Annotated in this window: 28 protein-coding genes, 9 pseudogenes and 2 riboswitches; of the genes and pseudogenes, 22 read left to right on the forward strand and 15 right to left on the reverse strand. The window is 67.1% G+C overall.

Features of this window, described 5'->3' with window-relative positions; translation table 11 throughout:
• Nucleotides 1-255: 255 nt before the first annotated feature.
• The 6 genes and pseudogenes from ACHMWU_RS10295 to ACHMWU_RS10320 form a co-directional block, all read right to left on the reverse strand.
• Complete coding sequence (locus ACHMWU_RS10295; protein ID WP_396043446.1) at nt 256-813, reverse strand: ABC transporter ATP-binding protein; 558 nt, start codon at nt 811-813, stop codon at nt 256-258.
• A pseudogene (locus tag ACHMWU_RS10300) lies at nt 812-1,027 on the reverse strand (ATP-binding cassette domain-containing protein); the annotation flags it as partial. The gene ACHMWU_RS10295 and the pseudogene ACHMWU_RS10300, both read right to left, overlap by 2 nt.
• Nucleotides 1,024-1,553, reverse strand: a pseudogene (locus tag ACHMWU_RS10305) (FecCD family ABC transporter permease). The pseudogenes ACHMWU_RS10300 and ACHMWU_RS10305, both read right to left, overlap by 4 nt.
• 65 nt (nt 1,554-1,618) lie before the next feature.
• Nucleotides 1,619-2,038, reverse strand: a pseudogene (locus tag ACHMWU_RS10310) (iron chelate uptake ABC transporter family permease subunit); the annotation flags it as partial.
• Nucleotides 2,039-2,058: 20 nt separating this feature from the next.
• Nucleotides 2,059-2,376 (reverse strand): ABC transporter substrate-binding protein, encoded by a 318-nt coding sequence (locus tag ACHMWU_RS10315; RefSeq protein WP_396046630.1) that lies wholly within the window; start codon nt 2,374-2,376, stop codon nt 2,059-2,061.
• The gene (locus ACHMWU_RS10320) at nt 2,288-3,121 is read right to left on the reverse strand and encodes an ABC transporter substrate-binding protein (protein ID WP_396043448.1); all 834 of its coding nucleotides are present in this window, start codon (nt 3,119-3,121) and stop codon (nt 2,288-2,290) included. Before ACHMWU_RS10320 ends, ACHMWU_RS10315 begins: the two co-directional genes overlap by 89 nt.
• A gap of 55 nt (nt 3,122-3,176) precedes the next feature.
• A riboswitch (cobalamin riboswitch) is annotated at nt 3,177-3,363 on the reverse strand.
• 32 nt (nt 3,364-3,395) lie between these two features.
• Nucleotides 3,396-3,589: riboswitch (cobalamin riboswitch) on the forward strand.
• Between the two features lie 43 nt (nt 3,590-3,632).
• On the opposite strand from ACHMWU_RS10320, the gene ACHMWU_RS10325 reads away from it, so the two are divergent.
• The 3 genes from ACHMWU_RS10325 to ACHMWU_RS10335 all read left to right on the forward strand — a co-directional run bounded on the left by ACHMWU_RS10325 (nt 3,633) and on the right by ACHMWU_RS10335 (nt 5,363).
• Nucleotides 3,633-3,854 (forward strand): hypothetical protein, encoded by a 222-nt coding sequence (locus tag ACHMWU_RS10325; RefSeq protein WP_396043450.1) that lies wholly within the window; start codon nt 3,633-3,635, stop codon nt 3,852-3,854.
• Between the two features lie 201 nt (nt 3,855-4,055).
• Entirely contained in the window at nt 4,056-4,580 is a 525-nt protein-coding gene (locus ACHMWU_RS10330; RefSeq protein ID WP_396043453.1) for an ABC transporter substrate-binding protein, read from the forward strand.
• Nucleotides 4,581-4,607: 27 nt separating this feature from the next.
• Nucleotides 4,608-5,363 carry a class I SAM-dependent methyltransferase gene (locus tag ACHMWU_RS10335; protein WP_396043455.1) on the forward strand — a complete coding sequence of 252 codons (756 nt, stop codon included), beginning with the start codon at nt 4,608-4,610 and terminating at the stop codon, nt 5,361-5,363.
• A gap of 6 nt (nt 5,364-5,369) precedes the next feature.
• On the opposite strand, the gene ACHMWU_RS10340 is transcribed toward ACHMWU_RS10335, so the two are convergent.
• The 5 genes and pseudogenes from ACHMWU_RS10340 to ACHMWU_RS10360 all read right to left on the reverse strand — a co-directional run bounded on the left by ACHMWU_RS10340 (nt 5,370) and on the right by ACHMWU_RS10360 (nt 7,871).
• Nucleotides 5,370-5,945 (reverse strand): hypothetical protein, encoded by a 576-nt coding sequence (locus ACHMWU_RS10340; RefSeq protein ID WP_396043457.1) that lies wholly within the window; start codon nt 5,943-5,945, stop codon nt 5,370-5,372.
• A 25-nt stretch (nt 5,946-5,970) separates the two neighbouring features.
• Nucleotides 5,971-6,168: a hypothetical protein gene (locus ACHMWU_RS10345; RefSeq protein ID WP_396043459.1), complete on the reverse strand. Its 198-nt coding sequence runs from the start codon at nt 6,166-6,168 to the stop codon at nt 5,971-5,973.
• 3 nt (nt 6,169-6,171) lie between these two features.
• Entirely contained in the window at nt 6,172-6,615 is a 444-nt protein-coding gene (locus tag ACHMWU_RS10350; RefSeq protein WP_396043461.1) for a zinc-binding dehydrogenase, read from the reverse strand.
• A 199-nt stretch (nt 6,616-6,814) separates the two neighbouring features.
• Nucleotides 6,815-7,072: pseudogene (locus ACHMWU_RS10355) on the reverse strand (hypothetical protein); the annotation flags it as partial.
• Between the two features lie 199 nt (nt 7,073-7,271).
• The gene (locus ACHMWU_RS10360; protein ID WP_396043463.1) at nt 7,272-7,871 is read right to left on the reverse strand and encodes a TetR/AcrR family transcriptional regulator; all 600 of its coding nucleotides are present in this window, start codon (nt 7,869-7,871) and stop codon (nt 7,272-7,274) included.
• A gap of 300 nt (nt 7,872-8,171) precedes the next feature.
• On the opposite strand from ACHMWU_RS10360, the gene ACHMWU_RS10365 reads away from it, so the two are divergent.
• The 17 genes and pseudogenes from ACHMWU_RS10365 to ACHMWU_RS10445 all read left to right on the forward strand — a co-directional run bounded on the left by ACHMWU_RS10365 (nt 8,172) and on the right by ACHMWU_RS10445 (nt 18,418).
• Nucleotides 8,172-9,242 carry an alcohol dehydrogenase catalytic domain-containing protein gene (locus ACHMWU_RS10365; RefSeq protein ID WP_396043465.1) on the forward strand — a complete coding sequence of 357 codons (1,071 nt, stop codon included), beginning with the start codon at nt 8,172-8,174 and terminating at the stop codon, nt 9,240-9,242.
• A gap of 38 nt (nt 9,243-9,280) precedes the next feature.
• Complete coding sequence (locus ACHMWU_RS10370) at nt 9,281-9,883, forward strand: 2,4'-dihydroxyacetophenone dioxygenase family protein (protein WP_396043467.1); 603 nt, start codon at nt 9,281-9,283, stop codon at nt 9,881-9,883.
• A gap of 14 nt (nt 9,884-9,897) precedes the next feature.
• A pseudogene (locus ACHMWU_RS10375) lies at nt 9,898-10,083 on the forward strand (SDR family NAD(P)-dependent oxidoreductase); the annotation flags it as partial.
• Nucleotides 10,079-10,606 (forward strand): SDR family NAD(P)-dependent oxidoreductase, encoded by a 528-nt coding sequence (locus tag ACHMWU_RS10380; protein ID WP_396043469.1) that lies wholly within the window; start codon nt 10,079-10,081, stop codon nt 10,604-10,606. The pseudogene ACHMWU_RS10375 and the gene ACHMWU_RS10380, both read left to right, overlap by 5 nt.
• Before the next feature lie 271 nt (nt 10,607-10,877).
• Nucleotides 10,878-11,318, forward strand: a pseudogene (locus ACHMWU_RS10385) (ATP-binding cassette domain-containing protein); the annotation flags it as partial.
• Nucleotides 11,319-11,383: 65 nt separating this feature from the next.
• Entirely contained in the window at nt 11,384-11,665 is a 282-nt protein-coding gene (locus ACHMWU_RS10390; protein ID WP_396043472.1) for a hypothetical protein, read from the forward strand.
• Complete coding sequence (locus tag ACHMWU_RS10395; RefSeq protein WP_396043474.1) at nt 11,662-12,339, forward strand: ABC transporter ATP-binding protein; 678 nt, start codon at nt 11,662-11,664, stop codon at nt 12,337-12,339. The genes ACHMWU_RS10390 and ACHMWU_RS10395 overlap by 4 nt, the downstream gene beginning before the upstream one ends.
• Before the next feature lie 45 nt (nt 12,340-12,384).
• Nucleotides 12,385-13,365: a branched-chain amino acid ABC transporter permease gene (locus ACHMWU_RS10400; RefSeq protein WP_396043476.1), complete on the forward strand. Its 981-nt coding sequence runs from the start codon at nt 12,385-12,387 to the stop codon at nt 13,363-13,365.
• Nucleotides 13,328-13,588 (forward strand): hypothetical protein, encoded by a 261-nt coding sequence (locus ACHMWU_RS10405; RefSeq protein ID WP_396043478.1) that lies wholly within the window; start codon nt 13,328-13,330, stop codon nt 13,586-13,588. Before ACHMWU_RS10400 ends, ACHMWU_RS10405 begins: the two co-directional genes overlap by 38 nt.
• The gene (locus ACHMWU_RS10410; RefSeq protein WP_396043480.1) at nt 13,504-14,355 is read left to right on the forward strand and encodes a branched-chain amino acid ABC transporter permease; all 852 of its coding nucleotides are present in this window, start codon (nt 13,504-13,506) and stop codon (nt 14,353-14,355) included. Before ACHMWU_RS10405 ends, ACHMWU_RS10410 begins: the two co-directional genes overlap by 85 nt.
• Before the next feature lie 98 nt (nt 14,356-14,453).
• A complete protein-coding gene (locus tag ACHMWU_RS10415) occupies nt 14,454-14,588 on the forward strand; it encodes a hypothetical protein (RefSeq protein ID WP_396043482.1) in 135 nt (44 codons plus the stop codon).
• A 7-nt stretch (nt 14,589-14,595) separates the two neighbouring features.
• A complete protein-coding gene (locus tag ACHMWU_RS10420) occupies nt 14,596-15,387 on the forward strand; it encodes an ABC transporter substrate-binding protein (RefSeq protein ID WP_396043484.1) in 792 nt (263 codons plus the stop codon).
• Between the two features lie 75 nt (nt 15,388-15,462).
• Nucleotides 15,463-15,696, forward strand: a complete 234-nt coding sequence (locus ACHMWU_RS10425; RefSeq protein ID WP_396043486.1) for a hypothetical protein — start codon at nt 15,463-15,465, stop codon at nt 15,694-15,696.
• Nucleotides 15,697-15,812: 116 nt separating this feature from the next.
• The gene (locus ACHMWU_RS10430; RefSeq protein ID WP_396043488.1) at nt 15,813-16,064 is read left to right on the forward strand and encodes an AMP-binding protein; all 252 of its coding nucleotides are present in this window, start codon (nt 15,813-15,815) and stop codon (nt 16,062-16,064) included.
• Complete coding sequence (locus ACHMWU_RS10435) at nt 16,061-16,219, forward strand: hypothetical protein (protein WP_396043490.1); 159 nt, start codon at nt 16,061-16,063, stop codon at nt 16,217-16,219. Before ACHMWU_RS10430 ends, ACHMWU_RS10435 begins: the two co-directional genes overlap by 4 nt.
• A pseudogene (locus tag ACHMWU_RS10440) lies at nt 16,216-17,196 on the forward strand (AMP-binding protein); the annotation flags it as partial. The gene ACHMWU_RS10435 and the pseudogene ACHMWU_RS10440, both read left to right, overlap by 4 nt.
• A gap of 151 nt (nt 17,197-17,347) precedes the next feature.
• On the forward strand, nt 17,348-18,418 hold the full coding sequence (locus ACHMWU_RS10445; protein ID WP_396046632.1) for a phosphotransferase family protein: 1,071 nt from the start codon (nt 17,348-17,350) through the stop codon (nt 18,416-18,418).
• A gap of 107 nt (nt 18,419-18,525) precedes the next feature.
• Here the strand turns inward: ACHMWU_RS10445 and ACHMWU_RS10450 are convergent.
• Nucleotides 18,526-19,512: pseudogene (locus tag ACHMWU_RS10450) on the reverse strand (CaiB/BaiF CoA transferase family protein); the annotation flags it as partial.
• Between the two features lie 103 nt (nt 19,513-19,615).
• Here ACHMWU_RS10450 and ACHMWU_RS10455 point away from each other — a divergent pair.
• On the forward strand, nt 19,616-20,176 hold the full coding sequence (locus ACHMWU_RS10455; RefSeq protein WP_396043492.1) for an enoyl-CoA hydratase/isomerase family protein: 561 nt from the start codon (nt 19,616-19,618) through the stop codon (nt 20,174-20,176).
• On the forward strand, nt 20,118-20,420 hold the full coding sequence (locus ACHMWU_RS10460; RefSeq protein ID WP_396043494.1) for an enoyl-CoA hydratase/isomerase family protein: 303 nt from the start codon (nt 20,118-20,120) through the stop codon (nt 20,418-20,420). The genes ACHMWU_RS10455 and ACHMWU_RS10460 overlap by 59 nt, the downstream gene beginning before the upstream one ends.
• 3 nt (nt 20,421-20,423) lie before the next feature.
• Here ACHMWU_RS10460 and ACHMWU_RS10465 read toward each other — a convergent pair whose 3' ends face one another.
• The 3 genes and pseudogenes from ACHMWU_RS10465 to ACHMWU_RS10475 form a co-directional block, all read right to left on the reverse strand.
• Nucleotides 20,424-20,840, reverse strand: coding sequence for an acyl-CoA dehydrogenase family protein (locus tag ACHMWU_RS10465; RefSeq protein ID WP_396043496.1), 417 nt, complete (start codon nt 20,838-20,840; stop codon nt 20,424-20,426).
• Nucleotides 20,841-20,861: 21 nt separating this feature from the next.
• Nucleotides 20,862-21,458, reverse strand: coding sequence for an acyl-CoA dehydrogenase family protein (locus ACHMWU_RS10470; RefSeq protein WP_396043498.1), 597 nt, complete (start codon nt 21,456-21,458; stop codon nt 20,862-20,864).
• Nucleotides 21,459-21,501: 43 nt separating this feature from the next.
• Nucleotides 21,502-21,585 (reverse strand): annotated as a pseudogene (locus tag ACHMWU_RS10475) (hypothetical protein); the annotation flags it as partial.
• Between the last annotated feature and the right edge of the window lie 9 nt (nt 21,586-21,594).

Below are 21,594 nucleotides of genomic sequence, written 5' to 3' on the forward strand. Positions count from 1 at the left end.
ACAGCGCGATGGCTCGGAGCAAGATCTGCTTCATCGACTGCGACAGGGCGCGAGATGCCCATCCGGCATCGCTCCCGTCCGTCGCCCCGGCAGTCCAGGCTCGTCGCAGCAGTTGCCTTACCAGGTGGTGACCAGGCTGCCGCCGACGTCTGAACGTCTGGGTCATTTGGGGCGTTCCTCGCTCTGGGAGTCTGCAGAGATGCTAGCGGTCTCCCTCGCGATCGGACAGTGTGTATCTGGGGCGCAGGGCAAGCCCTATGGCAGCCCGGGCTCGAACCGCACGGCCGGCACGTCGCCGGGACCGTCGTGGGTGACGACGGCGCGCACGCGGTAGACCTCGGCGATGAGGTCGGGGGTGAGCACCTCGGGTCGGGCTGCCGGTCGCAAAGACGGCGCCGTCCGACAGGACGACGGCTGGTCGCAGAACATCGCGGCCAGGTTGAGGTCGTGCAGGGCGACGACCGAGGTGACGGGCAGGCGTCGCACCAGTCCGAGCAGGTCGAGCTGGTGGTGCACGTCGAGATGGTTGGTCGGCTCGTCGAGCAGCAGCTTCTGGGGTTCCTGGGCGAGGGCCCGGGCGATGTGGGCTCGTTGACGCTCGCCCCCCGACAACGTGTGCCAGGAACGGGCAGCCATCGCGGTCAGCTCGACCCGTGCGAGCGCCTCGGCGACAGCGGCCTGGTCGGCGACGCCTTCGGGCGACCAGGTGGAGCGGTGGGGGATGCGGCCGAGCTTCACGACGTCGGACACCGTGAGGTCGAGGCTCGGTCTGCGCGTGCTGCTCGACCACTGCGATGCGGCGGGCGATGTCACGGCGACGTAGCCCGTGCAGGTCGGTGCCGTCGAGCAGGACCTGGCCGCTGGCGGGCTTCCTGACCCCGGCCAGCAGTCGCAGCAGCGATGACTTGCCCGATCCGTTGGGACCGAGCAGCCCGAGCGTCGAGCCGGGGGTGACGTCGAACGTGACGTCGTCGACGACGAGACGTCCACCGACGCTCCACGAGACGTTGCGGGTCGCGAGGCTCATACGGGCCTCTTGCGGCGATAGAGGATGACGGCGAATGCCGGCACGCCGACCAAGGCGGTGACGACGCCGACCGGCAGCTCCTGCGGGCTGAACACCGTGCGGGCGACGGTGTCGACCCAGACCAGGAAGATCGCTCCGATGAGGGCCGTGGCGGGCAGGAGCAGCCGGTGCCGGGGCCGACGACGGCGCGAGCAGCGTGCGGCAGGACGAGGCCGACGAAGCCGATCGCACCGGCGGCACTCACGAGGGTCGCGGTGATCAACGCGGTGACCACGAGCAGCACGAGCCGCACCCAGCGCACCGAGATGCCCAGCGAGGCGGCGGCATCCTCGCCGAAGGCGAATGCATCGAGTGCAGGGGCCAGCGCGATGCAGATGACGAGGCCGACGAGGCACACGATCCCGCACGTGACGACATCGGTCCAGCCCGCACCACTGAGGGAGCCGAGCAGCCAGAACAGGACCCCGCGGGTCTGCTCGGCGTCGGCCGAGGACGTGACGATGAACGAGGTGAGTGCGGAGGACAGCGGGTCGCGGCGACGCCGGCGAGCACGACGCGGTCAGGTGTGCCGCCGGCGCCGGCGGCGAGCAGCAGGACCATGGAGAACGCGACGACCGCGCCGAGGAATGCCCCGGTCGACAGCGTGATGATGCCGCCGCCGACGCCCAGGATCACGACGAGCACGGCCCCAGTCGACGCGCCCGACGAGATGCCGAGGACGAACGGGTCGGCGAGCGGATTGCGCAGCAGCGACTGCATGATCGCGCCACAGATCGCGAGCCCAGCGCCGCAGACAGCCGCCAGCAGGGTGCGTGGCAGGCGCAGCTCCCAGACGATGCCGTCGCGGATGCGCGAGACCCCTGCGTCGCCCCAGCCGAGGTGCTGGCCGACCACGGCGAACACCTCGCCGACCGAGAGGTCGGCCGGCCCGATCGTGATGGCGACGGCGATCGACAGCGCCAGTGCCGCCAGGCCCCCGGCCCAGAGCGCCCCGCGGGCGCCCCGGACCACAGGCGTTCGGTCGGTCTGGTTCAACGCGTGAGCCCGAGCTCGACCAGTGCCTCCGAGAGCTTCTCGGCACCGTCGACAGTACGAATCGACGGGTTCATGTCGGCACCGTTCATGATGACGTAGCGCTTGTTGCGCACGGCCGTCAGGCGCTGGGTGACCGGGTTGGACTCGAGGAACTTGATCTTGTCCTCCAGCTTGTCTCCGGTCTGCGACTTGCGGCGCAGGTCGCCGAGCACGATGACGGTCGGGTCACGGTCGAGGACGCTCTCCCAGCTGACCTGGGGCCACTCGGTCTGCGTGTCGTCGAAGGTGTTCTCGACGCCGATCGTGCGTGAGATGACGCCAGGTCAGCCGTTGGCGCCAGCCATGTAGGGCAGCTCGGTGTTGGCGAACCAGTAGGCGACGGACACGTCGCTCTTCGGGGCGTTCTCGGCGGCCTTGGTCATGCGCGCCTTCAGCTCGGCGACGAGCTTCTCGCCACGGGACGGGACGTCGAAGATCTGGGCGAAGCTCGGTGATCTCCTGGTAGATGACGTCCATCTCGAGCGGATGGTCGCGCGGGCCGTCACCGCTCTCGTCGGTGCGTCCGTCGCAGTGCGACGGGGCGACGTACGTGGGCACGCCCAGCTTGGCGTACTGCGCTCGGCGGTCGGGATCCTCGTCGTTGAGGGAGCCGCCGAACGACGCGGTCACGATGTCGGGCTCCTCCTGCAGCACCCGCTCGTACGAGACGGCGTTGTCACCCAGGCGGGGAACTGTGGCATTGGCTTTCGCCAGGTTGGGCCGGATCTCGTCGGTCCAGGTCGAGGTGCCGACCATGCGGTCACCCAGGCCGAGCGAGAGCAGGATCTCGGTCGAGCCCTGGTTGACCGAGACCGCGCGCTGCGGGGCCGCCTCGATCGTCACGTCGGTGCCGCAGTTGTTCTTGATCGTGAGCGGGTAGGTCGTGCTGCCTTCGCCCGCTCCCCGGGTCGTGGCGTCGCGGGCGGGGGAGTCGCTGGTTCCGCAGGCAGTGAGGGCGGAGGTGGCCAGCCCGGCGCAGAGCACCCAGGCGGCAGTACGTGTGAAGGAAGGGGAAGGCACGTGAATCCTGTGATCTGAGGCTCTTGCGCGGAGCCTGACGAATGATCCGGCCGACTCGAGTCGGCCGCAAACCAGCAGGTCTTCGGGACTCGGGTTCGACCCGGGATGGTGGCGCCTTCCCAGATCTTGCGATCCAGTGGCGATGCCACCTCCGTCACCCTCACCGCTGCGCGTCAGCTCCCGGATTCACACCGGATTCCCTGACCCAACGAATGGGTACGACTGGTTCTCACGCAGCGTAGCAAGGGCTCGTCTCGGGTCGCTTGGAGGCTGCTGAGATTGCCGATGCCTTGGTGTTCGGGAAGTCGGTGCGAATCCGACACGGCCCTCGCCACTGTGAACGCTGAGATGTACTGCCCCTGTCGTACGTGAAGACGTACGAGGTCACTGGACTGCGATGTCTGGGAAGACCGGTGGTGCGTCGTCGACGCGTGAGTCAGGAGACCGGTCAAGGCGCCACATGTATCCACGAGGGTTTGGAGTGAGAATGCGCAGACGACCCCTGCCTGTCATGACCATCACGGCGGCCGCCATGGCGCTGCTGCTCGGCGCGTGCGGTGCGAGCGACGACCCGGCACCTGCCGGTGACCCCTCGCCGGCGATCGTCGTCGAGAACTGTGGCCGCGAGGTCACGATCGACACGCCGATCGAGCGTGCCGTCGCCATCAACCAGCCGGCAGTCGAGCGTTGCTCAGCCTCGGCCTGGACCAGCGCATCGCCGGAGTCGGCATGAACGACAAGGTGCTGCCCAGCTGGCCGACGCGGCGAAGGGCGTCAAGAAGTTCGGCAAGGAGTTCCCCGCCTTCGAGCGGGTCCTGGACGAGGACCCCGACTTCATCTACACGACGTTCAACTACACGTTCACGCCGGAGGGCATCGCCGAACGCGACACGTTCGAGAAGCTCGGAGTCAGGACCTACCAGTCGCCGAGCGAGTGCACAGGTCAGGAAGCGACGCAGACCGATGCGCTGACCCTCGACGACATGTACGGCGAGATCAGCGACATCGCCACCCTCTTCGACGTCACGGATCGGGCGACCAGCTCGTCAAAGATCTCAAGGAGCGCGCCGCAGCAGCGACGGTCGACCTCGACGCCGACGACGTGACTCTCGCCTGGCGGTACGCCGCCACCAAGACGCCGTACATCGCCGGCTGCTGTGGCGCCCCCGGCATCATGACCCGTGGGGTCGGAGCCACCAACGCCTTCGAGGACAGCTCGCAGCTGTGGCCCGAGATCAGCTGGGAGAGCATCCTCGACCGCGATCCGACGGTCCTGGTGCTGGCCGACCTGGGGCGCGGTGGCGACGGCGACAGCGCGGCCGACAAGATCAAGTTCCTGGAGTCCGATCCGGTTGCCAGCAAGCTGACTGCCGTCAGGAACAAGCGGTACATCATCCTCGAGGGCACCACGATGGATCCGTCAATCCGCAATGTCGAGGGCATCGAGAAAGCTCGCTGAGGGACTGCGCGAGCTGAAGGTCGTCCAGTGAGCCTCGCCGGACTCATCGACCGCTGGGACAGCCAGCAGGCCGCCTACATCGCTGACCGGGAGAAGCGGTTCGACGCGATGCTCGACGTGCTCGGGCTCGACAATGACGGTGACTTCACGGTCGTCGACCTGGCGTGTGGTCCTGGCTCGTTGTCCACCCGCGTACTCGACCGTTTCGACCGCGCCCGCGTCGTCGGCATCGACTTCGACCCCATGCTGCTGCACGTGGCACGCAGCCAGGTCGACGCGTACGAGGGTCGGCTCAGCATCGTCGATGCCGACCTGACCGATCCGTCGTGGCCCGATCGTCTGGGCGACGTGGTCGCCGGGGCGCCGCAGGCCTTCGTCTCGTCGACCGCACTGCACTGGCTGACCCCGGCTCAGCTGCTCGACGTCTATGCGACCTCGTACGGGCTGCTGGCCCCCGGTGGCACGTTGTTGAACGGCGACCACCTGCGATTCGACGGTAGGACGCCGCGGGTCAAGGTGTGGGCTCAGGCCCACGACGAGCAGACCCAGGCACGTGCGTTCGCTGAGGGTGCTCCGCCGTGGGACGAGTGGTGGACCGAGCTGGCCGCGCTACCGCACCTGGCCGAGCTGCAGGCCGAACGAGATCGGCGGTTTGCCGGACGCGACAGCATGCCGCCGACCGCCGTCGACCTGCACCTCGCCGCGCTCGCGCAGGCCGGTTTCGGCGAGGTCGGCACCGTCTGGCAGCTGTCCGACGACTACGTGGTGTACGGCGCGAAGTAGCGCGGTTCAGGACTCTCGCGGCCACCAGGGCGGCATCTGGTCCCTGACATGGTCGGCCCAGGCCGCAGGGTCGTCACCGTCCGACAGCGTCCACGCCTTGACCGACTCGCTGAGACCTGCCGCGGCGAACGGGATCGCCACCGGGTCGAAGGCATCGTGAGCGACGCCGTGGCGACGCCACACGGTGAGCGCGATCTTCAGCCTCCTGGTGAAGTTGGCCTCGAGGGAGCGCCACAGGTGCGACGACGTGCTGGACTCGAAGGCTGCGCGAAACAGTGCCCGGTCTCGGGTGATGATCCAGAAGGCCTCCACCAAGGTCTTCTGGAAGGATGCCGCAAGCTCGGTGATCGACATCTCGTCGGTCTCGGGCAGTCCGAGGGGGGCGTCGATCTCCTCGATCAGCATCGTGGTGAGGAGCTTCTCCCACGCTGGCGTAGTGGGTGTAGAACGTGGTTCGCGGTACTTCGGCGACCCGGCAGAGCTCGCTGACCGACACGTCATCGACGCCGCGGTGCTGAGAGACTCCCGCAGCGCCGAACGGAGGGCTGACACCGTGCGGCGCGTGCGGGGGTCGTTGCTCATGGCTGCCATGATTCCAGCACGCGGTTCAGCGCATCGTCAGAACTGCCTTCACGGCCTTGCCCGACTTGGTGTCGGCGATGGCCGTCTTGATGTCTTCGAAGGCATAGCGGTGATCGGCTGGTCGAACGGGAACGCCCCGGCGCGGTACAGCGCCAAAGCTGAGGGATGAACACCTGCGGAACGGCGTCGCCCTCGATGGCGCCGACGAGGGTCTTGCCGGCACCGGTCACGAGGGCCAGCGGCAGGACAGGCGTCCGGGCGTCCGACGCCGACCAAGGCGATCGACGCGCCGAAGCGGGTTGCGTTGATGGCGTTCTCGACCACTGCGGGAACCGCTGTCGTCGTCGACGGCGTAGTCGGCCCCCAGACCGTCCGTGATCTCCAGGATCGTGGCGACGACATCATCGGTCGAGCCGTTGACCGTGTGTGTCGCGCCCAGCTTGGTGGCGAAGTCGAGGCGCTCGTCGAGCACGTCGACCGCGATGATCGTGGTCGCTCCAGCGACCTTCGCGGCCATGATCGCGGACAGGCCGACCGCGCCTGTTCCGGTCACGACGATGCTCGACCCGGCCGGCACGGCCAGCGAGTTGAGGACGGTTCCGGCGCCGGTCTGGATGCCGCATCCCAGGGGGCCGACGATCTCGAGCGGGACGTCTTCGGGGATCTTCACGGCATTGCGGGCGCTGACGATCGCGTGGGTCGCGAAGGACGACTGACCGAAGAACGAGCCGTGGATCGTCTCGCCCTCGGGGCTCTCGATCGTGGTGGTTCCGTCTTCGCGGACTCCGGCGATGTTCAGGCTGCATGAAGCTCAGGCAGTACGCCTCGCGTCCGGTCAGGCAGTTGGCGCAGTGGCCGCAAGAGGCAAAGGAGGCCGCGACGTGATCGCCGACCGCGATGTCGGTGACGCCGGAGGCCGACGCGTTTCGACGATGCCGGCTCGCTTCGTGGCCGAGGACGATCGGGAATGCGGCGGGAGATGTCGCCGTGGACGACGGCGAGATCGGTGTGGCACAGGCCGGTCGCCACGATCTTGACCAGGATCTCGGAGGGGCCGAGGTCGTCGAGGACGATGTCTTCGAAGGTGAACTCGGTGTCGGTACCGCGGATGACGGCCGCGCGTGCAGAAGTGCTCATGATGTCGGCTTTCTCTCAGGATGGCGTCACGCTGGAGGAGCGACGTCAGGATCATGCGAGGCCGGCGCCACAAGTATGTGACGCTTCAACTTATATCTCGGTTCTCGACAGGTGTCGAAATCTCGCCCTGGGATCGTGCACGCAGCGGTCCAGGGCGACGCCAGCTCCAGAGTCACCTGGAGCGGAGATTCACAACGACGTGCCTCGCACCGTGCCGAGAGCCAGCTCGCTGTAGCGCTCGGCCATCTGGGCCGGCTGGATGCTGCCGCCAGCCCGGTACCACGAGGCGATGGCGTAGCCCATGTTGATGACGGCCCGTGCCGCCTCCCGAGGGAACGGAGTGGCGAAGGCGCCGAGCGCGACACCGCGGTCGATGACTTCGCGGAACATCGCCTCCTGCTCGTCCCGCAGGGTCACGACGAGCTTTCGCCCGACGTCGTCGAGGCTTCGGAGCTCGGATGCACCGATCAGGGCCTCTTGCTGCCGGGTCGTGTGGAAGAGCGTCCAGGCCCGAACAATGGCGTCGAGCTGGTGCGCGGGCTCGCTGTCGGAGGCGACCAGGGCGGAACGGGTCATGGAGATCGTGTCGGTCATGGTACGCACCATGATCTCCTGCAGGATCTCCTGCTTGGACGGGAAGTGGTGATAGATCGATGCCACGGTCACGCCCGCATCAGAGGCGATGTCGCGCATCGAGGTGCCGTGGTACCCGCGCTCGGTGAAGTTCGAGATGGCGCACTCCAGCAGCGTCGCTCGTCCATTGCCCGATCGCGATCTGGTCTGTGCCATCTGGTCTCCCTTCCTGTCACCCCTGACGAGGTGTCTCGATTGTGTCATGAGTCGGCCTTGAAATGTAGCAGCCGACGAGGCGTACCTGTGCGATCGTTCGGTTAGTCGCGCTGGTGGGCCCGTGGCTCGCCGGTCGAACAGAGGTGCCTGTTGCCAAGCTGTGTTCTGTGTTATTCCCTTAGTTCATTGAATCATGATGAGGGGTCGGTCGGCGAGAACTCTTGACAGGTCGTGATGTGCGTCATACCGTTGAGCAACTAACCGAACGCTCGCTTAAGGGAATCTATGACTGTCTTTGCCGTGGCACCTAGCACGCAGCCGGCGACGCGCAGTGCCCGCGCCGCCCGCTATCACGGTGTCCTCGACGTGCGTATCGAGCAGATCGAGATCGCCGAGCCCACAGCCGACGAAGTGCTGGTCGAGGTCGCTTTCTGCGGTGTCTGTGGGTCCGACCTTCACGAGTACTTCTCCGGCCAGACCGTGACACCCGCAGAGCCGCATCCGCTGACACACGTCGAGCTGCCAGTCGTGCTGGGTCACGAGTTCTCGGGCACCGTCGCCGCCGTCGGCCCAGATGTTCGCTCAGTCGCCGTGGGCGACCGGGTCGCGGTGCGGCCGACCTACAGCTGCGGCGAGTGCGCCAGCTGCGAGCGTGGGCATCCCAACACGTGCACCAAGCTGGCCTTCCACGGTCTCAGCGGGCCAGGGGGTGGGCTGTCGACCTTCACCGTGCTTCCGTCGTCGATGGTCTTCGCGCTGCCGGGCAACGTGACGCTCGAGCAGGGCGCGCTCGTCGAGCCCATGGCGGTCTCGTACCACGCCGTCGCGCTCGGGATCACCGATGCGACAGTCGTCGCCTTCGTCGGGGAAGCTGGTCCGATCGGCATCGGCGCGATCTTCGCACTGCGGGCTCGAGGTATCCGACACGTCATCGCGGCCGATCTCTCGCCAGCCCGCCGCGCCCTGGCCGCATCGCTGGGCGCCGAGGTCTTCGATCCGGCCGAGAGGTCCCTCGTCGACGTGCTCGAGGGTCGGGTGCTCGATCTTGCCGTGGAGGCCGCCGGAGTCGGTGCCGTCGTCACGGCGGCGATCGAGGCCATGGGTCCGCGGGGACGGCTGGTCCTCGTCGGGCTCCACGAGAAGCCCGTGCGGCTCGATCCGACGAGCTGCTCTACCGCGAGACCACAGTCATCGGCTCCTCCACGTACACCGATGACGACTACCGCGCAGTCATCGCGGCGATGGCCGCGGGGCGGTTACGACCCCAGCGGCTGGGTCGAGACCCGTCCGCTCGACGAGCTGTCGTCGACCTTCGACGAGCTGCGCGCTGGCGGCCCGTCCAAGGTCCTCATCGAGCTGAACACCCCCTGATTCACCTACAACACGCATTTCCCGGAAGGAAGAGATCCATGGCAGACCTGCACATCAAGACCGAAGACATCACCCTCAACGAAGAGGCCAAGCTCACCGACGTGGCTGTTCGCTATCGGCTGCCCGACATGTACGCGCCTGCCGACGAGGAGTACTCGCCGTGGATCTTCGTCGAGGGCTCCGAGGGAATGTGGGCCCGCTACCTGTGGTTCGACGTCCGTCTCGGCCAGTGGGGTGCGATGGTCCGTTCCGATGGTCCCGGTGTGCTGGGTGTCCACAAGCACCGCTCCGACGTCCTCGCCTACACGGTCAGTGGGTCGTGGGGCTACGAGGAGTACGACTGGGAGGCCAAGGCTGGCGACGTCGTGCAGGAGAGCCCCGGCACGATCCACACGCTGCGGAGCGTCAACCCCGAGGGCTTCTTGGCCTTCTTCGTGCTGAACGGCTCGATCGACTGGTACGCGCCCGACGGGCAGGTCGCGCTCGTCGAGGACGTTTTCTACAACATCCACCGCTACGAGACGTACTGCAACACCAAGGGCATCCCGGTCAACGACGAGCTTTCCGTCGCTGACCTATCGAGCCCTGCGGTGACGGGGGCCGGCGCCAGCTGGTCCCCGTCATCGCTTCACCCTGTGTAGAGAGGTCTGTCTCCATGACATCGCTTGAAGGCAAGGTTGCCGTCGTCACCGGCGGCACATCCGGCATCGGGCTCGGTACGGCCGCACTCCTGGCAGAGCGCGGTGCGGTCGTCCACGCGGTCGGACTCAATGCCGCCGCAGCATCGGCTCCGCCCGGAGTGACCCTCCACGAGCTCGACGTGACTTCGGGGCCGGATGTGGAGGCATTCTTCGGGGGCCTCGAACGCCTCGACATCCTGGTACCTGCGGCAGGCATGTCGCTCGGGGCCGAGGAGCACCGGCCAGAAGCTCGCACGCGTCATCGAGGTCAATCTGCTCGCGGTCCATCGGTGCTGCAGCGCGGCAGAGAAGCTGCTGTCTGCAGGCGGCGGGTCGATCGTGCTGATCGCCTCGATGTACAGCTTCTTCGGATCGGCGACCAGCCCCGCGTATGCCGCGAGCAAGGGGGGCATCGTCCAGCTGACGAAGTCGTTGAGCCAGGCCTACGCCGCGCACGGTGTGCGAGTGAATGCGATCGCCCCCGGATGGATCAACACGCCCTTGCTCGACATGACCAAGGAAGTTGCGCCCGAGATGTATGCGGGTCTGCTCGACCGCATCCCGATGGACCGGTTCGGTGAGCCTGTCGAGATCGGCCGGACGGTCGCCTTCCTGTCCGGCGACGATGCCTCGTACATCACGGGGGCCATCATCCCCGTCGATGGAGGGTACGCCACGGTCTGACCACTATTTGTCAAACGATCGTTCGGGAAAACCGAACGGAGGCGTCCGGCGCGCACGATGGGCGCGCCGGACGTTTCTGTGTGCCCGGATGCAAAAGCCCGGTGTTGCAGGCCTGAGTTCGTACACAGATGTGATGCCAGCCACAAAATATCTGACAAAGGCCTTGACATCCGACCCGGCTCGAAGCCAAACTCGCTGTAGAAACTTACTGAACGATCGTACGGCTAGGTGATGAAGCCCTGGGCCGCGGCCAGCAGAAGGAAGGAACGCCATGACGTCAGGGAGCACCTTCAGGACCGAGAACCTCTCGGTCCGATACGGAGGACTCGTGGCACTCGACGCGGTGTCGATCACGGTCGAGCCGGGCGAGTTCGCCGGGCTCATCGGCCCGAACGGGGCTGGCAAGACGACGTTCATCGACGCCGTGACCGGATTCGCCAAGGCAACCGGAACGGTCTCGATGGGCGGCGCCCAGCTGCTGCCGATGCCGGCCTACCGGCGGGTCGAGGCCGGGGTCAGCCGGACCTTCCAGAGCCTCGAGCTGTTCGAGGACCTCACAGTGCGCGAGAACGTCCTCGTGTCGACCGAGGGCTCCCGCTGGTGGTCGCCCGCCGTCGAGTTCGTGAAGCCGCGGCGCGCGGCCCGCATCACGGGAGTCGTCGAGGAGGTACTCGATCTCGTCGGCCTCGGTGAGCACATGGAGGCGTTCCCACCTGATCTGTCACTCAGCCAGCGCAGCTGGTCAGTGTCGCCAGGGCTCTGGCTACCGGCCCGCAGATGCTGCTGCTCGACGAGCCCGCCGCCGGGCTCGACTCCGATGCGAGCCTCGCGCTGGGCCGGGAGCTGCAACGGGTGGCTGACCAGGGCATTGCCATCTTGCTGGTCGACCACGACATCAGCCTCATCCTCGACGTGTGCGAACGGATCAACGTGCTCGACTTCGGCAAGCTCATCGCCTCGGGGCCGACCGACCAGGTCAAGAACGACCCGGCCGTGCTCGCCGCCTACCTCGGCCAGGACGTCCACGAGGCCGACGCGATCGCCGAGGTCCTGTCATGACTGCTGCGATCGAGATGCGTGACGTCTCTGCGGGCTACGCGGGCGTCCCGGTCCTGCGGGGGGTCGACCTTCGCGTCGATCGCGGTGAAGTGGTCGCCCTCCTGGGCGGAAACGGTGCCGGAAAGACCACGACGCTCCTGACCCTCGCAGGAATCCTCAAGAGCGAGACCGGCGAGGTCGTGGCGCTGGGCGAGCCCATCCGGGCCGGTCGCCCGCATCTCCAGGCCCGCCGAGGTGTGGCCCTCGTGCCCGACGACCGGTCGTTGTTCTTCAACCTCACGACGCGCGAGAACCTCCGACTGGCACGCACGCCGAAGGGCACGAGCCACGCTGATGTCGAGGCCTTGGTCCTCGAGTACTTCCCGGCCCTCAAGCCCAAGCTCGGCATCCGAGCTGGGCTGCTGTCCGGAGGTGAGCAGCAGATGCTGGCCGTCGGCCGCGCCATGGTCACCCAGCCCAAGGTGCTGATGATCGACGAGCTGAGCATGGGTCTCGCGCCCATTGTGGTCAAGCAGATGCTTCCTATCGTGCGGCGAATCGCCGTCGAGGCTGGGTGCGGGAGTCCTGCTCGTCGAGCAGCACATCGACCTCGTTCTGCAGCACGCCGACCGCGCCTACGTGCTCAACCGTGGACGTGTCGTGCTCGAGGGCTCGGCCGCCGATCTGCTCGCTGACAAGGCGCAGCTGCGCTCCAGCTACCTGGCCATGGAGGTCGCCTCATGAAAGACGTCCTGTTGTTCGCGATCCTCGGCACCGGCGCGGGTGCCGTCTACGCCATGATCGCCCTCGGCATCGTGCTGATCCAGAAGGGAACCGGCGCGGTCAACTTCGCCCAAGGCGCTATTGCCGGGGCGTGCGCCATCTACTTCGGTGTGTCGACCGGCAACAACGGCACTCCGCTCGTCCAGGCCGCCCTGACAGCGATCGTCACGGCGGGGCTTGGCGGGCTGCTGTTCTACGTGCTCGTCATGCGACCGTTGCGCAATGCGCCGCTGCTTGCTCGCATCGTGACGACACTCGGACTCATGCTCGCGGTCCAGGGCCTGGCCAGCCAGGTGTGGAAGGTCCCGACCGTCATCGCGCCCGCGATCTTCCCGACCGACAGCATCGACGTGTTCGGCATCAACTTCGGTGCCGACCGTCTCTACCTGCTCGGGACCGCGATCCTGCTGACCGTCGTCCTGTGGGCCGTCTACCGGTTCACCCGGTTTGGCATGGCGACTCGTGCGGTGGCCGAGAACGAGCAGGGGGCTGCGCTGCTCGGCTACTCACCTGACGTCATCGGTGCAGCCAACTGGATGCTGGGCTCGATGCTGGCCGCGCTGGCAGGTGTGCTGTTCGCCCCGATCACGGCACTCAACATCTCGACGCTCAGCCTGCTGGTGGTGCCGGCGCTCGCCGCGGCGCTCGTCGGCCGGTTGCCAGCCCTTCGGGCTCACGACGTTCGTCGCGGTGATGATCGGCGTAGGCCAGTCGATCCTGACCCGTTTCGTGACTCAGCCGGGCATCAACGATGCGCTGCCCTTCCTGCTGATCGTCCTGGTCATGATCGCGTCGGGAGCCCTCATCCCGGGCCGCGGCACACGGGAGGTCTCACGCCTCCCGCTCGCGCCTGCCGTCACACGTCGCGGACTCCCGCTGGCGCTGATCGCGATCATCCCCGTGATCGGCCTGCTGACCCTCGGGAACACCTATCGTGACGCGATCTCGACCAGCCTCGTCATGGTCATGCTCGCGCTGTCCGTCGTCATCGTGACCGGCTACGTCGGTCAGATCTCGCTGATGCAGATGGCCTTCGCCGGCATCGCTGCCTTCGTCGTGTCCAAGCCGCGGTCGAGATGGGGATCCCGTTCCCGCTGCCGATCCTCATCGCCGGGATCGTCGTGGTCCCGATCGGCGTCCTTCTGGGCCTGCCTGCTCTGAGAGTGCGCGGCATCAGTCTTGCCGTGGTCACGCTCGGCGCCGCAGTCGCGATCTCGAGCTTCGTGTTCGGCAACGCGTCCTGGACTGGGGGTGCCGACGGCAGCAAGGTGCCGGCGCCCGAGCTGTTCGGCTGGTCGGTCGACGCGGTAGCCCATCCGGAACGGTTCGGGATCTTTGCCGTGCTGGTCACCGTGGCACTGGTTGCCGGGGTCATGAACATCCGGCTCTCGTCCTTGGGACGGCGCATGCTCGCGGTGCGCAGCAACGAACGTGCGGCAGCAGCAGCCGGTATCAACGTCTCGATGACCAAGCTCCAGGCCTTTGCGTTGTCGGCCTTCGTCGCGGGAATCGGCGGCGGTGTCCTGGGATACCAGATCGGTGCCGTGGCGTTCACCCGATTCGTGCCGATCGCCTCGATCTCGTTGCTCGCGCTGGTCTACATCGGCGGCGTCGCCACGGTGTACGGCGCAGTGACGGCTGGCATCCTGGCCAACGGCGGCGTCCTCTACGTCCTGCTCACCTCGGTCGACGGCATCTCGTCGTGGTGGATCGTGCTCTCGGGCGTGCTGCTGATGTTCAACGCCGTCGTGCAGCCCGACGGCATCGCTGTCGCGATCAAGCAGCAAGCTTCGTGGGTGGCATCGAGGCTTCGGCCGGAGATCGAACGCCCCATCCGGTCCGCGAGCACCGCTGCGGCTGACACCGCAACACCGTCCCGCACCGAGCGCGATGTCGTCGAGCCGGTCAAGGAACGCGTCGAGTCCTGACTCGCGCCACACCATCTCGGCCACCTCGGTGGCCGCCACGTCTGAACCTCGGGGTCAGCGCCCACCCAGTTGATGAATACACGAACAGGAGCAATGCCATGAAGTTGAACCACCTCATCCGAACGCCCGCCGTCGTGCTGGCCCTGGCGCTCGGAGTGGCGGCCTGCGGGTCCAGCCGACGACGGCGGCTCGACCGAGTCCAAGGCCGGCTCGGTCGACCTGCCCAAGGGTGATCCGATCGTGTTCTACGACATCACCGACGCGACCGGGCTCGGCGCAGTCAGTGCGGCCATCTCGCAGTTCACAGTCGGCGAGAAGGCAGCCCAGGACTACCTCAACGATCAGGGCGGCATCGACGGGCGTCCCATCCTGATCAAGACCTGTGACAGCAAGGCCGATCCGGCTGCCACCACGGCCTGTGCCCAGAAGGCCGTTCAGGACAAGGCCGTGGCCAAGCTGGGGCTGTCGGTCGCTTGGGGCGAGAACGGCTTTCCGGTCCTGAAGAAGGCCGGCATCCCGAGCCTCAACCCGCCGGTCAACCCGCAGGACATGAAGGACGGCGAGGACAGCTTCGTCATGGCCGGCTCGTCGGAGTACGAAGCACAGGTGCAGTACGTCGCCGAGGACCTCGCCGCCAAGACGATCGTGGTCTTCACCGACGAGAACCCCAGCGGTCAGGACCACTTCAACCGGGTCGAGGCCTACGTCAAGACCAAGGGGTACGACATCAAGGTCACGCCGGTCTACCTTCCCGGTGGCACGGCCGACCCGACGCCGTTCGTCGCGAAGGCCGTCCAGCTGCAAGCCCGACGCGGTGCTGACCAACCAAAGTGGCGCCCAGGCGGTGTCGGCCTACACGGCGTTCTCGCAGCAGGGCTACCCGGCGGACAAGATCTTCGGACAGGGTGGTGGCGCCGACTACGAGAGCTTCTTCGACAAGGTCGACGGCAAGATCTCGAACGGGGCAACCTTCAGCTACGCCTTCACGAGCCCGGACAACCTCGACGATCCCGAGGTCAAGATCTACCGTGACGCGATGAAGAAGATACGCCGGCAAGGACGGCAAGTCGGAGTTCTACCAGTCGGGGCTTCTCCAACGTCATCACCTTGGCCGAGATCGCCAAGAAGACGGGTGTCGACTCGTTCGACGCGGCAGCGTTGAAGGGGTTCTTGACCGACGTCAAGGACTTCCCCACCTTCATGGGTCAGCCGCTCAGCCGCGAGTACGCCACGAAGGCTGCGCCGGCCATGATCCGTCCGCAGATCCAGATCCTGCAGTTCCAGGACGGTGAGCTCAAGACGCTCAAGGAGTGGTTCAACCCGTACGAGGGTCTCAGTTAGTTGATCGGCCCGCGCCGCACGTGCGGCGCCGGGCCCTTCGTCGGGGGCCTCCCTCGACGAACTGTTGTCACGTAGGTGTCCGGCGAGCTTCCGGACAAAGAGAGAGGAATCGTCGAGTGAGCCAGGACTTCCCCGACCACCACGCGAAGGTCGCGCCCGATCGAGTGGCATACCGCGTGGGTGAGACCGAGGTGTCGTACGCGCAGATGGTCGACACGTCGATCAGGATCGCGAACCTGCTCCGAGCGCGGGGCGTCCAACGCGGCGACACCGTGGCGATCCTGATGCCGAACATCCAGGGTTCTTCGAGATCGCCTGGGCCTGCCAGCGCTCAGGTCTCGTGTACACGACGATCTCCACCCGGTTGAACGCTGCGGACGCCGCCTACATCTTGCAGGACAGCGCGGCGGTCGCGGTCTTCGTGAGCACGCGCACCGCCGACGTCGCCCGGGAGGCGCTGGATTCGTCGCCCGTTGGTCTCCGGTTCGTCGTCGACGGCGGCTGGAGGACTTCGAGTCGTTGAGCGCGCTGCTGCCGGAGCAGTCGAGCGAGCCTGCGCACGACGAGTGCGAGGGCAGCGACCTGCTCTACTCCTCAGGCACCACCGGCAGGCCCAAGGCGATCGCGGTCAAGCCCGACTTCGCGCCCTTGGGCACCGATCGCGGTTCGGGTCCTTTCCTGCAGGCGACCTGGGGATTCGGCGCCGACACGGTCTACCTGTCTCCGGCCCCGCTCTATCACGCGGCACCACTGCGGTTCAGCCTCGTGGTCCACCGCTTCGGCGGCACCGTCATCGTCATGGACAGGTTCGATGCCGAGGCTGCGCTCGCGGCCGTGCAGGCGTTCGGCGTCACCCACACCCAGATGGTTCCGACGATGCTCGTGCGCATCCTGCGGCTACCGGCCGACGTCCGCCTGTCGTACGATCTGTCGAGCCTGCGGGCCCTGGTGCACGCCGCAGCCCCGTGCCCGCCAGCTGTCAAGCAAGACATGATCGCGTGGCTCGGTCCCATCGTCGACGAGTACTACTCGTCGACCGAGAACAGCCTCATGACATTGATCAGGTCGCAGGAGGCACTTGCCCGCCCTGGTTCAGTCGGCCGCGCGATCATCGGCACGCCGCACATTCTCGACGACGAAGGGCAGGAGCTGCCGCCTGGTGTTCCAGGCAACATCTGGTCGGACGGCGGCCTCGACTTCGTGTATCGCAACGATCCTGAGAAGACCGCGGGTGCCCGCAACGACCGTGGCTGGACGACGGTCGGCGACATCGGGCATCTCGACGCCGACGGCTACCTCTACCTCAGCGACCGTCGCGCGGACCTGATTCTCAGTGGCGGCGTCAACATCTACCCCCAGGAAGCGGAGAACGTGCTGATGGGCCATGACGCCGTGTCAGACGTCGCCGTCATCGGGGTGCCCGATGACGAGCTGGGCGAGCGCGCCCATGCCTTCGTGCAGCTGCTGCCGAGCCACGAGCCTTCTGACGAGCTGGCGCGGCAAGCTGATCGTCTACTGCGCCGACCGGCTCTCCCGATTCAAGTGCCCGCGTGGCCTCGACTTCGTCGACGACTTCCCCCGAACGCCCACCGGAAAGCTGATGCGGCGCGAGCGCGTGCCCGATTCGCCCGAGGAGGACTGCGTGACCACCATGCCCAAAGACGTGCCCCAGGCGGTCGCGACCGCACCCGAGGGCCTCGACCTCGATCGGCTCGCACCGTTCCTCGAGCCCGCCGTCGGTGGATTCGGCGAGCCGTTGCGCGGATCGCTGATCGCCGGCGGGCGGTCCAACCCGACCTACCACCTGACCGATGGCGACCGGGAGTGGATCCTGCGGCGTCCGCCGTACGGCATGGTGCTGCCGACGGCGCACGACATGAGCCGCGAGCGTCGCGTGATCTCGGCGCTGGCCGGGACGGCCGTGCCCGTCCCGAAGGTCGTCGCCCACAGCGACGACCCGGCCGTCCTCGGAGCACCCTTCTACGTCATGGATCGACTCGACGGTCGCACGTTCCGCGACCACGCCGACACCGCAGAGATGTCTGCGGCTGAACGTGCGGCGCTGAGCGACTCGATGATCGACACGTTGGTCTCGCTGCACCAGCTCGACCCGCACGAGCAGGGGCTGGGTGACTGGGGGCGCCCGACGGGCTACCTGGAGCGTCAGCTCCGGCGCTGGCGCAAGCAGTGGGACGCGGTCCACACTCGCGAGGTCCCCGAGGTCGACATCCTGCTCGACCGGCTGGCGGCGGCGATGCCAGACAGCCGGTTCCCTGGGATCGTGCACGGCGACTACAAGATCGACAATGTCATGGTCGATGTGGCGGTGCCGTCACGAATCCTTGGTCTGCTCGACTGGGAGATGTCGACGTTGGGCGACACCCTCTCCGACCTCGGCCTACTCATCTCGTTCTGGGACCAGCCGGGCGAGATGTACAACCCCATCACTGCTGGTGCCACGGCACACGAGGGATTCCCCTCGCGCGAGGCCATGATCGACAAGTACGCCGCGCGGCGTGGTGTCGACCTCCCCGACATCAACTGGTACCTGGTCTTCGCTGACTTCAAGATCGCGGTGATCCTCGAGCAGATCCACGCCCGGCACCTCGACGGCAACACGACCGGCGACTGGTTCGACGACATCGGGGGCATGGTGACACCGCTGATCGAGCGGGCGATGCACAACGCCCGCACCGCCCCTGATCTGCGTCTTCGTCCCTGAGTCGGCGTTCTCATCGACCGGTCGTCCACGTTCGGACTGCTTGGGAAAGCCAGGTCGCGAGTCGTGGTCCGGGGAGCGGTCGCTGCGGACGCGAGCCGGGGTGCCGTGGCTGCGACCACGACTGATCCGGTGCGGACCAGTGCTGCTCGTGCCTCGACATGGGGGTGCTGGGGCGCCTCCTCGAACGTGAGCACAGGTGTGACGCAGGCATCGGTCGCGGCGAAGTGACCTGCCCACGCGTCCCGGTCCTGGCTCGCGAAGACTCGTGTGAAGGTCTCGGCGATGACGGGCCAGCCGTCTCGGTCCATCTGCGGGGGGAGCCTCGTCGCGTCGAGACCGAGCCCCTGCAGGAGTGCCGAGTAGAACTGCGGCTCGATGGCGCCGACCGCGACGAACTGTCCGTCGGCGCAGCGATAGCACCGGGTAGAAGGGCGCGCCCCCGTCGAGCAGGTTGTCTGCTCGTTCGTCGCTTGCCCACAGCCCGTCGGCGCGTAGCTCCAGCGTGTGCTGAGCCAAGGCGGCCGCGCCGTCGACGATGGCTGCGTCGACGACATCTCCGCGGCCGGTCCGCTCGCGAGCCCACAGTGCGGCGAGGATGCCTGTGACGAGCATCATCGACCCGCCGCCGAAGTCGCCCACGAAGTTGACGGGTGGCACAGGCCGCTCGGCCGGGCCGATGGAGTGCAGCACGCCTGTCAGGGCGAGGTAGTTGATGTCGTGGCCCGCTGTCGGGGCGCCGGGTCCGGTCTGCCCCCAGCCGGTCATCCGGGCGTAGACGAGCCGGGATTGCTGGTGAGGCAGTCATCCGGGCCGAGCCCGAGACGTTCGGTGACGCCTGGTCGGTAGCCCTCGATCAGCACATCAGCGGTGTCGACGAGCTGGCGGACCATCGCCACGTCGGCCGAATCCTTGAGATCTGCCCGCACGATCGTGCGCGATCGCAGCGTGTGACGGCGTGACAGGTCGGTCGGCGAACCCGGCCGCTCGATCCGGATCACGTCGGCGCCGTGATCGGCCAGCATCATGGCTGCGTGGGGGCCAGGGCCGATTCCGGCGAGCTCGACGACCTTGAGTCCGGTCAGGGGTGCAGGCATGGATGTCCTCGAAGGTCGGGCGCTGTGGCGCGAAGAAGGCTACACTAGTTAGCGTTCGTTAAGCATATGTCTTTCCTGACGTGTCGTACAGATCGGAGCCACGATGAATGTTGTCCAGAGGCAGGACCGCCCCGACGGGATCACGGTTGTCACCCTTGACCGGCCCGACCGGCTCAACACCGTGACGGTCGACCTCGTGGCCGAGCTGTCGGCGGTGCTGCGGGCAATCGATGCCGACAGCTCGGTACGAGTCGTGGTGCTGACCGGTGCCGGACGCGCGTTCTGTGCGGGACTCGAGCTGCGTGGCTACGGTGACGACGACCGCGTCGAGCGAGAAGGCCCGATGTGGTCGACCTACGGACGTCAGCAGGACATCGCCGCCGTCGTGCAGCTGATGCGAGACCTCCGTCAGCCCGTCATCGCCGCCGTCAACGGAGCGGCCGCCGGCGCGGGCCTGGCTCTGGTCTGCGCCGCCGACGTGCGCATCGCGTCGACCGACGCAATCTTCGCCGGTCTCGTTCATCACGGCCGGATACTCCGCCTGCGACATCGGACTGTCCTGGATGCTGCCTCGGCTCGTGGGGGTCGGACGCGCCCACGAGCTGATGTTGACGGGGCGCCGTTTCGACGCCGACGAGGCCCACCGGATCGGGCTCCTGACTGAGCTGGTCGCACCCAGGGCCGTGGTCGACGCGGCGATAGCGAAGGCCGAGCAGATCCTGCTCAACGCACCCCTCTCGGTCGAGCTGACCAAGACCGGGATGTGGGCAGCGGTCGAGACAGCGAGCTTCGACCTGACAATCGAGTTCGAGAACCGTCAGCAGATGGTCGCATCGTTCACCGACGACCGGGCCGAGGCGACGGCCGCTTTCCTGGAGAAGCGGCCGCCGGTCTACCGGCGCCGGTGAGTCTCAGCGGCGCCCGACCAGGTCGCGTCCGATGATCTCCTTCATGATCTCGCTGGTCCCGCCGTGGATGCGCTGCACGCGCGAGTCCTGGTAGGCGCGAGCTACCGGGTACTCGAGCATGTAGCCGTAGCCACCGTGCATCTGGACGCATCGGTCCACGATCTTGACCTGGGTCTCCGTGGCCCACAGCTTGGCCTTTGCTGCGTCCACGGCCGTGAGCTCGCCGACGCCGTGAGCGCGGATGCACTGGTCGACGTAGGCGCGAGTCACGTCCAGCTCGGCCGACATCTGGGCGAGCTCGAACCGGGTGTGCTGAAAGTCCGCGATCGGCTGGCCGAAGGCGTGCCGCTCCTTGACGTAGTCGAGCGTCGTCGCGAAGACGACGTCGGCGATCGCGATGGCCTGGGCGCCCAGGGACAACCGCTCCAGCGGAAAGCTTCGTCACCAGCTGGCCGAAGCCACCACCGATGTCACCGAGCACGTTGGCGTCGGGGACGAACACGTCGGCGAAGGCGAGCTCCGAGGTGTCCTGGGTGTGCATGCCCGACCTTCGCGAGCTTGCGACCGCGGCTGAACCCGTCCATCCCCGCTTCGACCACGAGCAGGCTGAACGCCCGACCCCCCACCGTCCGGGTCGGTCTTGGCGACGACGACCACTAGATCGGCTTGCTGACCGCTGCTGATGAACGTCTTGGAGCCGTTCACGATCCAGCCGCCGTCGACCTTCTTGCCCGTGGTGCGGATTCCTCGGAGGTCGCTGCCGGTGCCGGGCTCGGTCATGGCGATGGCGGCGATCAGCTCACCCGCCGCGAGTCGTGCCAGCCAGCGGTCCTTCTGCTCTGGGGTGCCAAGGGCTGCGTAGTAGGGCACCACGATGTCGTCGTGCAGCGCGAAGCACGACGAGACGCCAGTCGCATGCACGCGGGCGAGCTCTTCGTGGACGACGTTGCGGTAGCGGTAGTCGTGCTCCTGGCCGGCACCGCCGAAGGCCTCGGGAGCCGACAGGCCGAGGATGCCTTGTCGGGGCCGCCGTCGCATACAGCTCGCGGTCGAGAAGCCGCTGCTCGTCCCACCGTTCGACGTGGTCGGCAACCTCGCGTTCGACAAATGTTCGCACGACTGAACGGAACTGCTCGTGGTCCTGCTCGTACAGGTGACGCTCCATGGTGCTGCT

This window comes from Aeromicrobium sp. UC242_57, assembly GCF_044452305.1.
In the GTDB taxonomy this organism is placed as follows: Bacteria; Actinomycetota; Actinomycetes; order Propionibacteriales; family Nocardioidaceae; genus Aeromicrobium.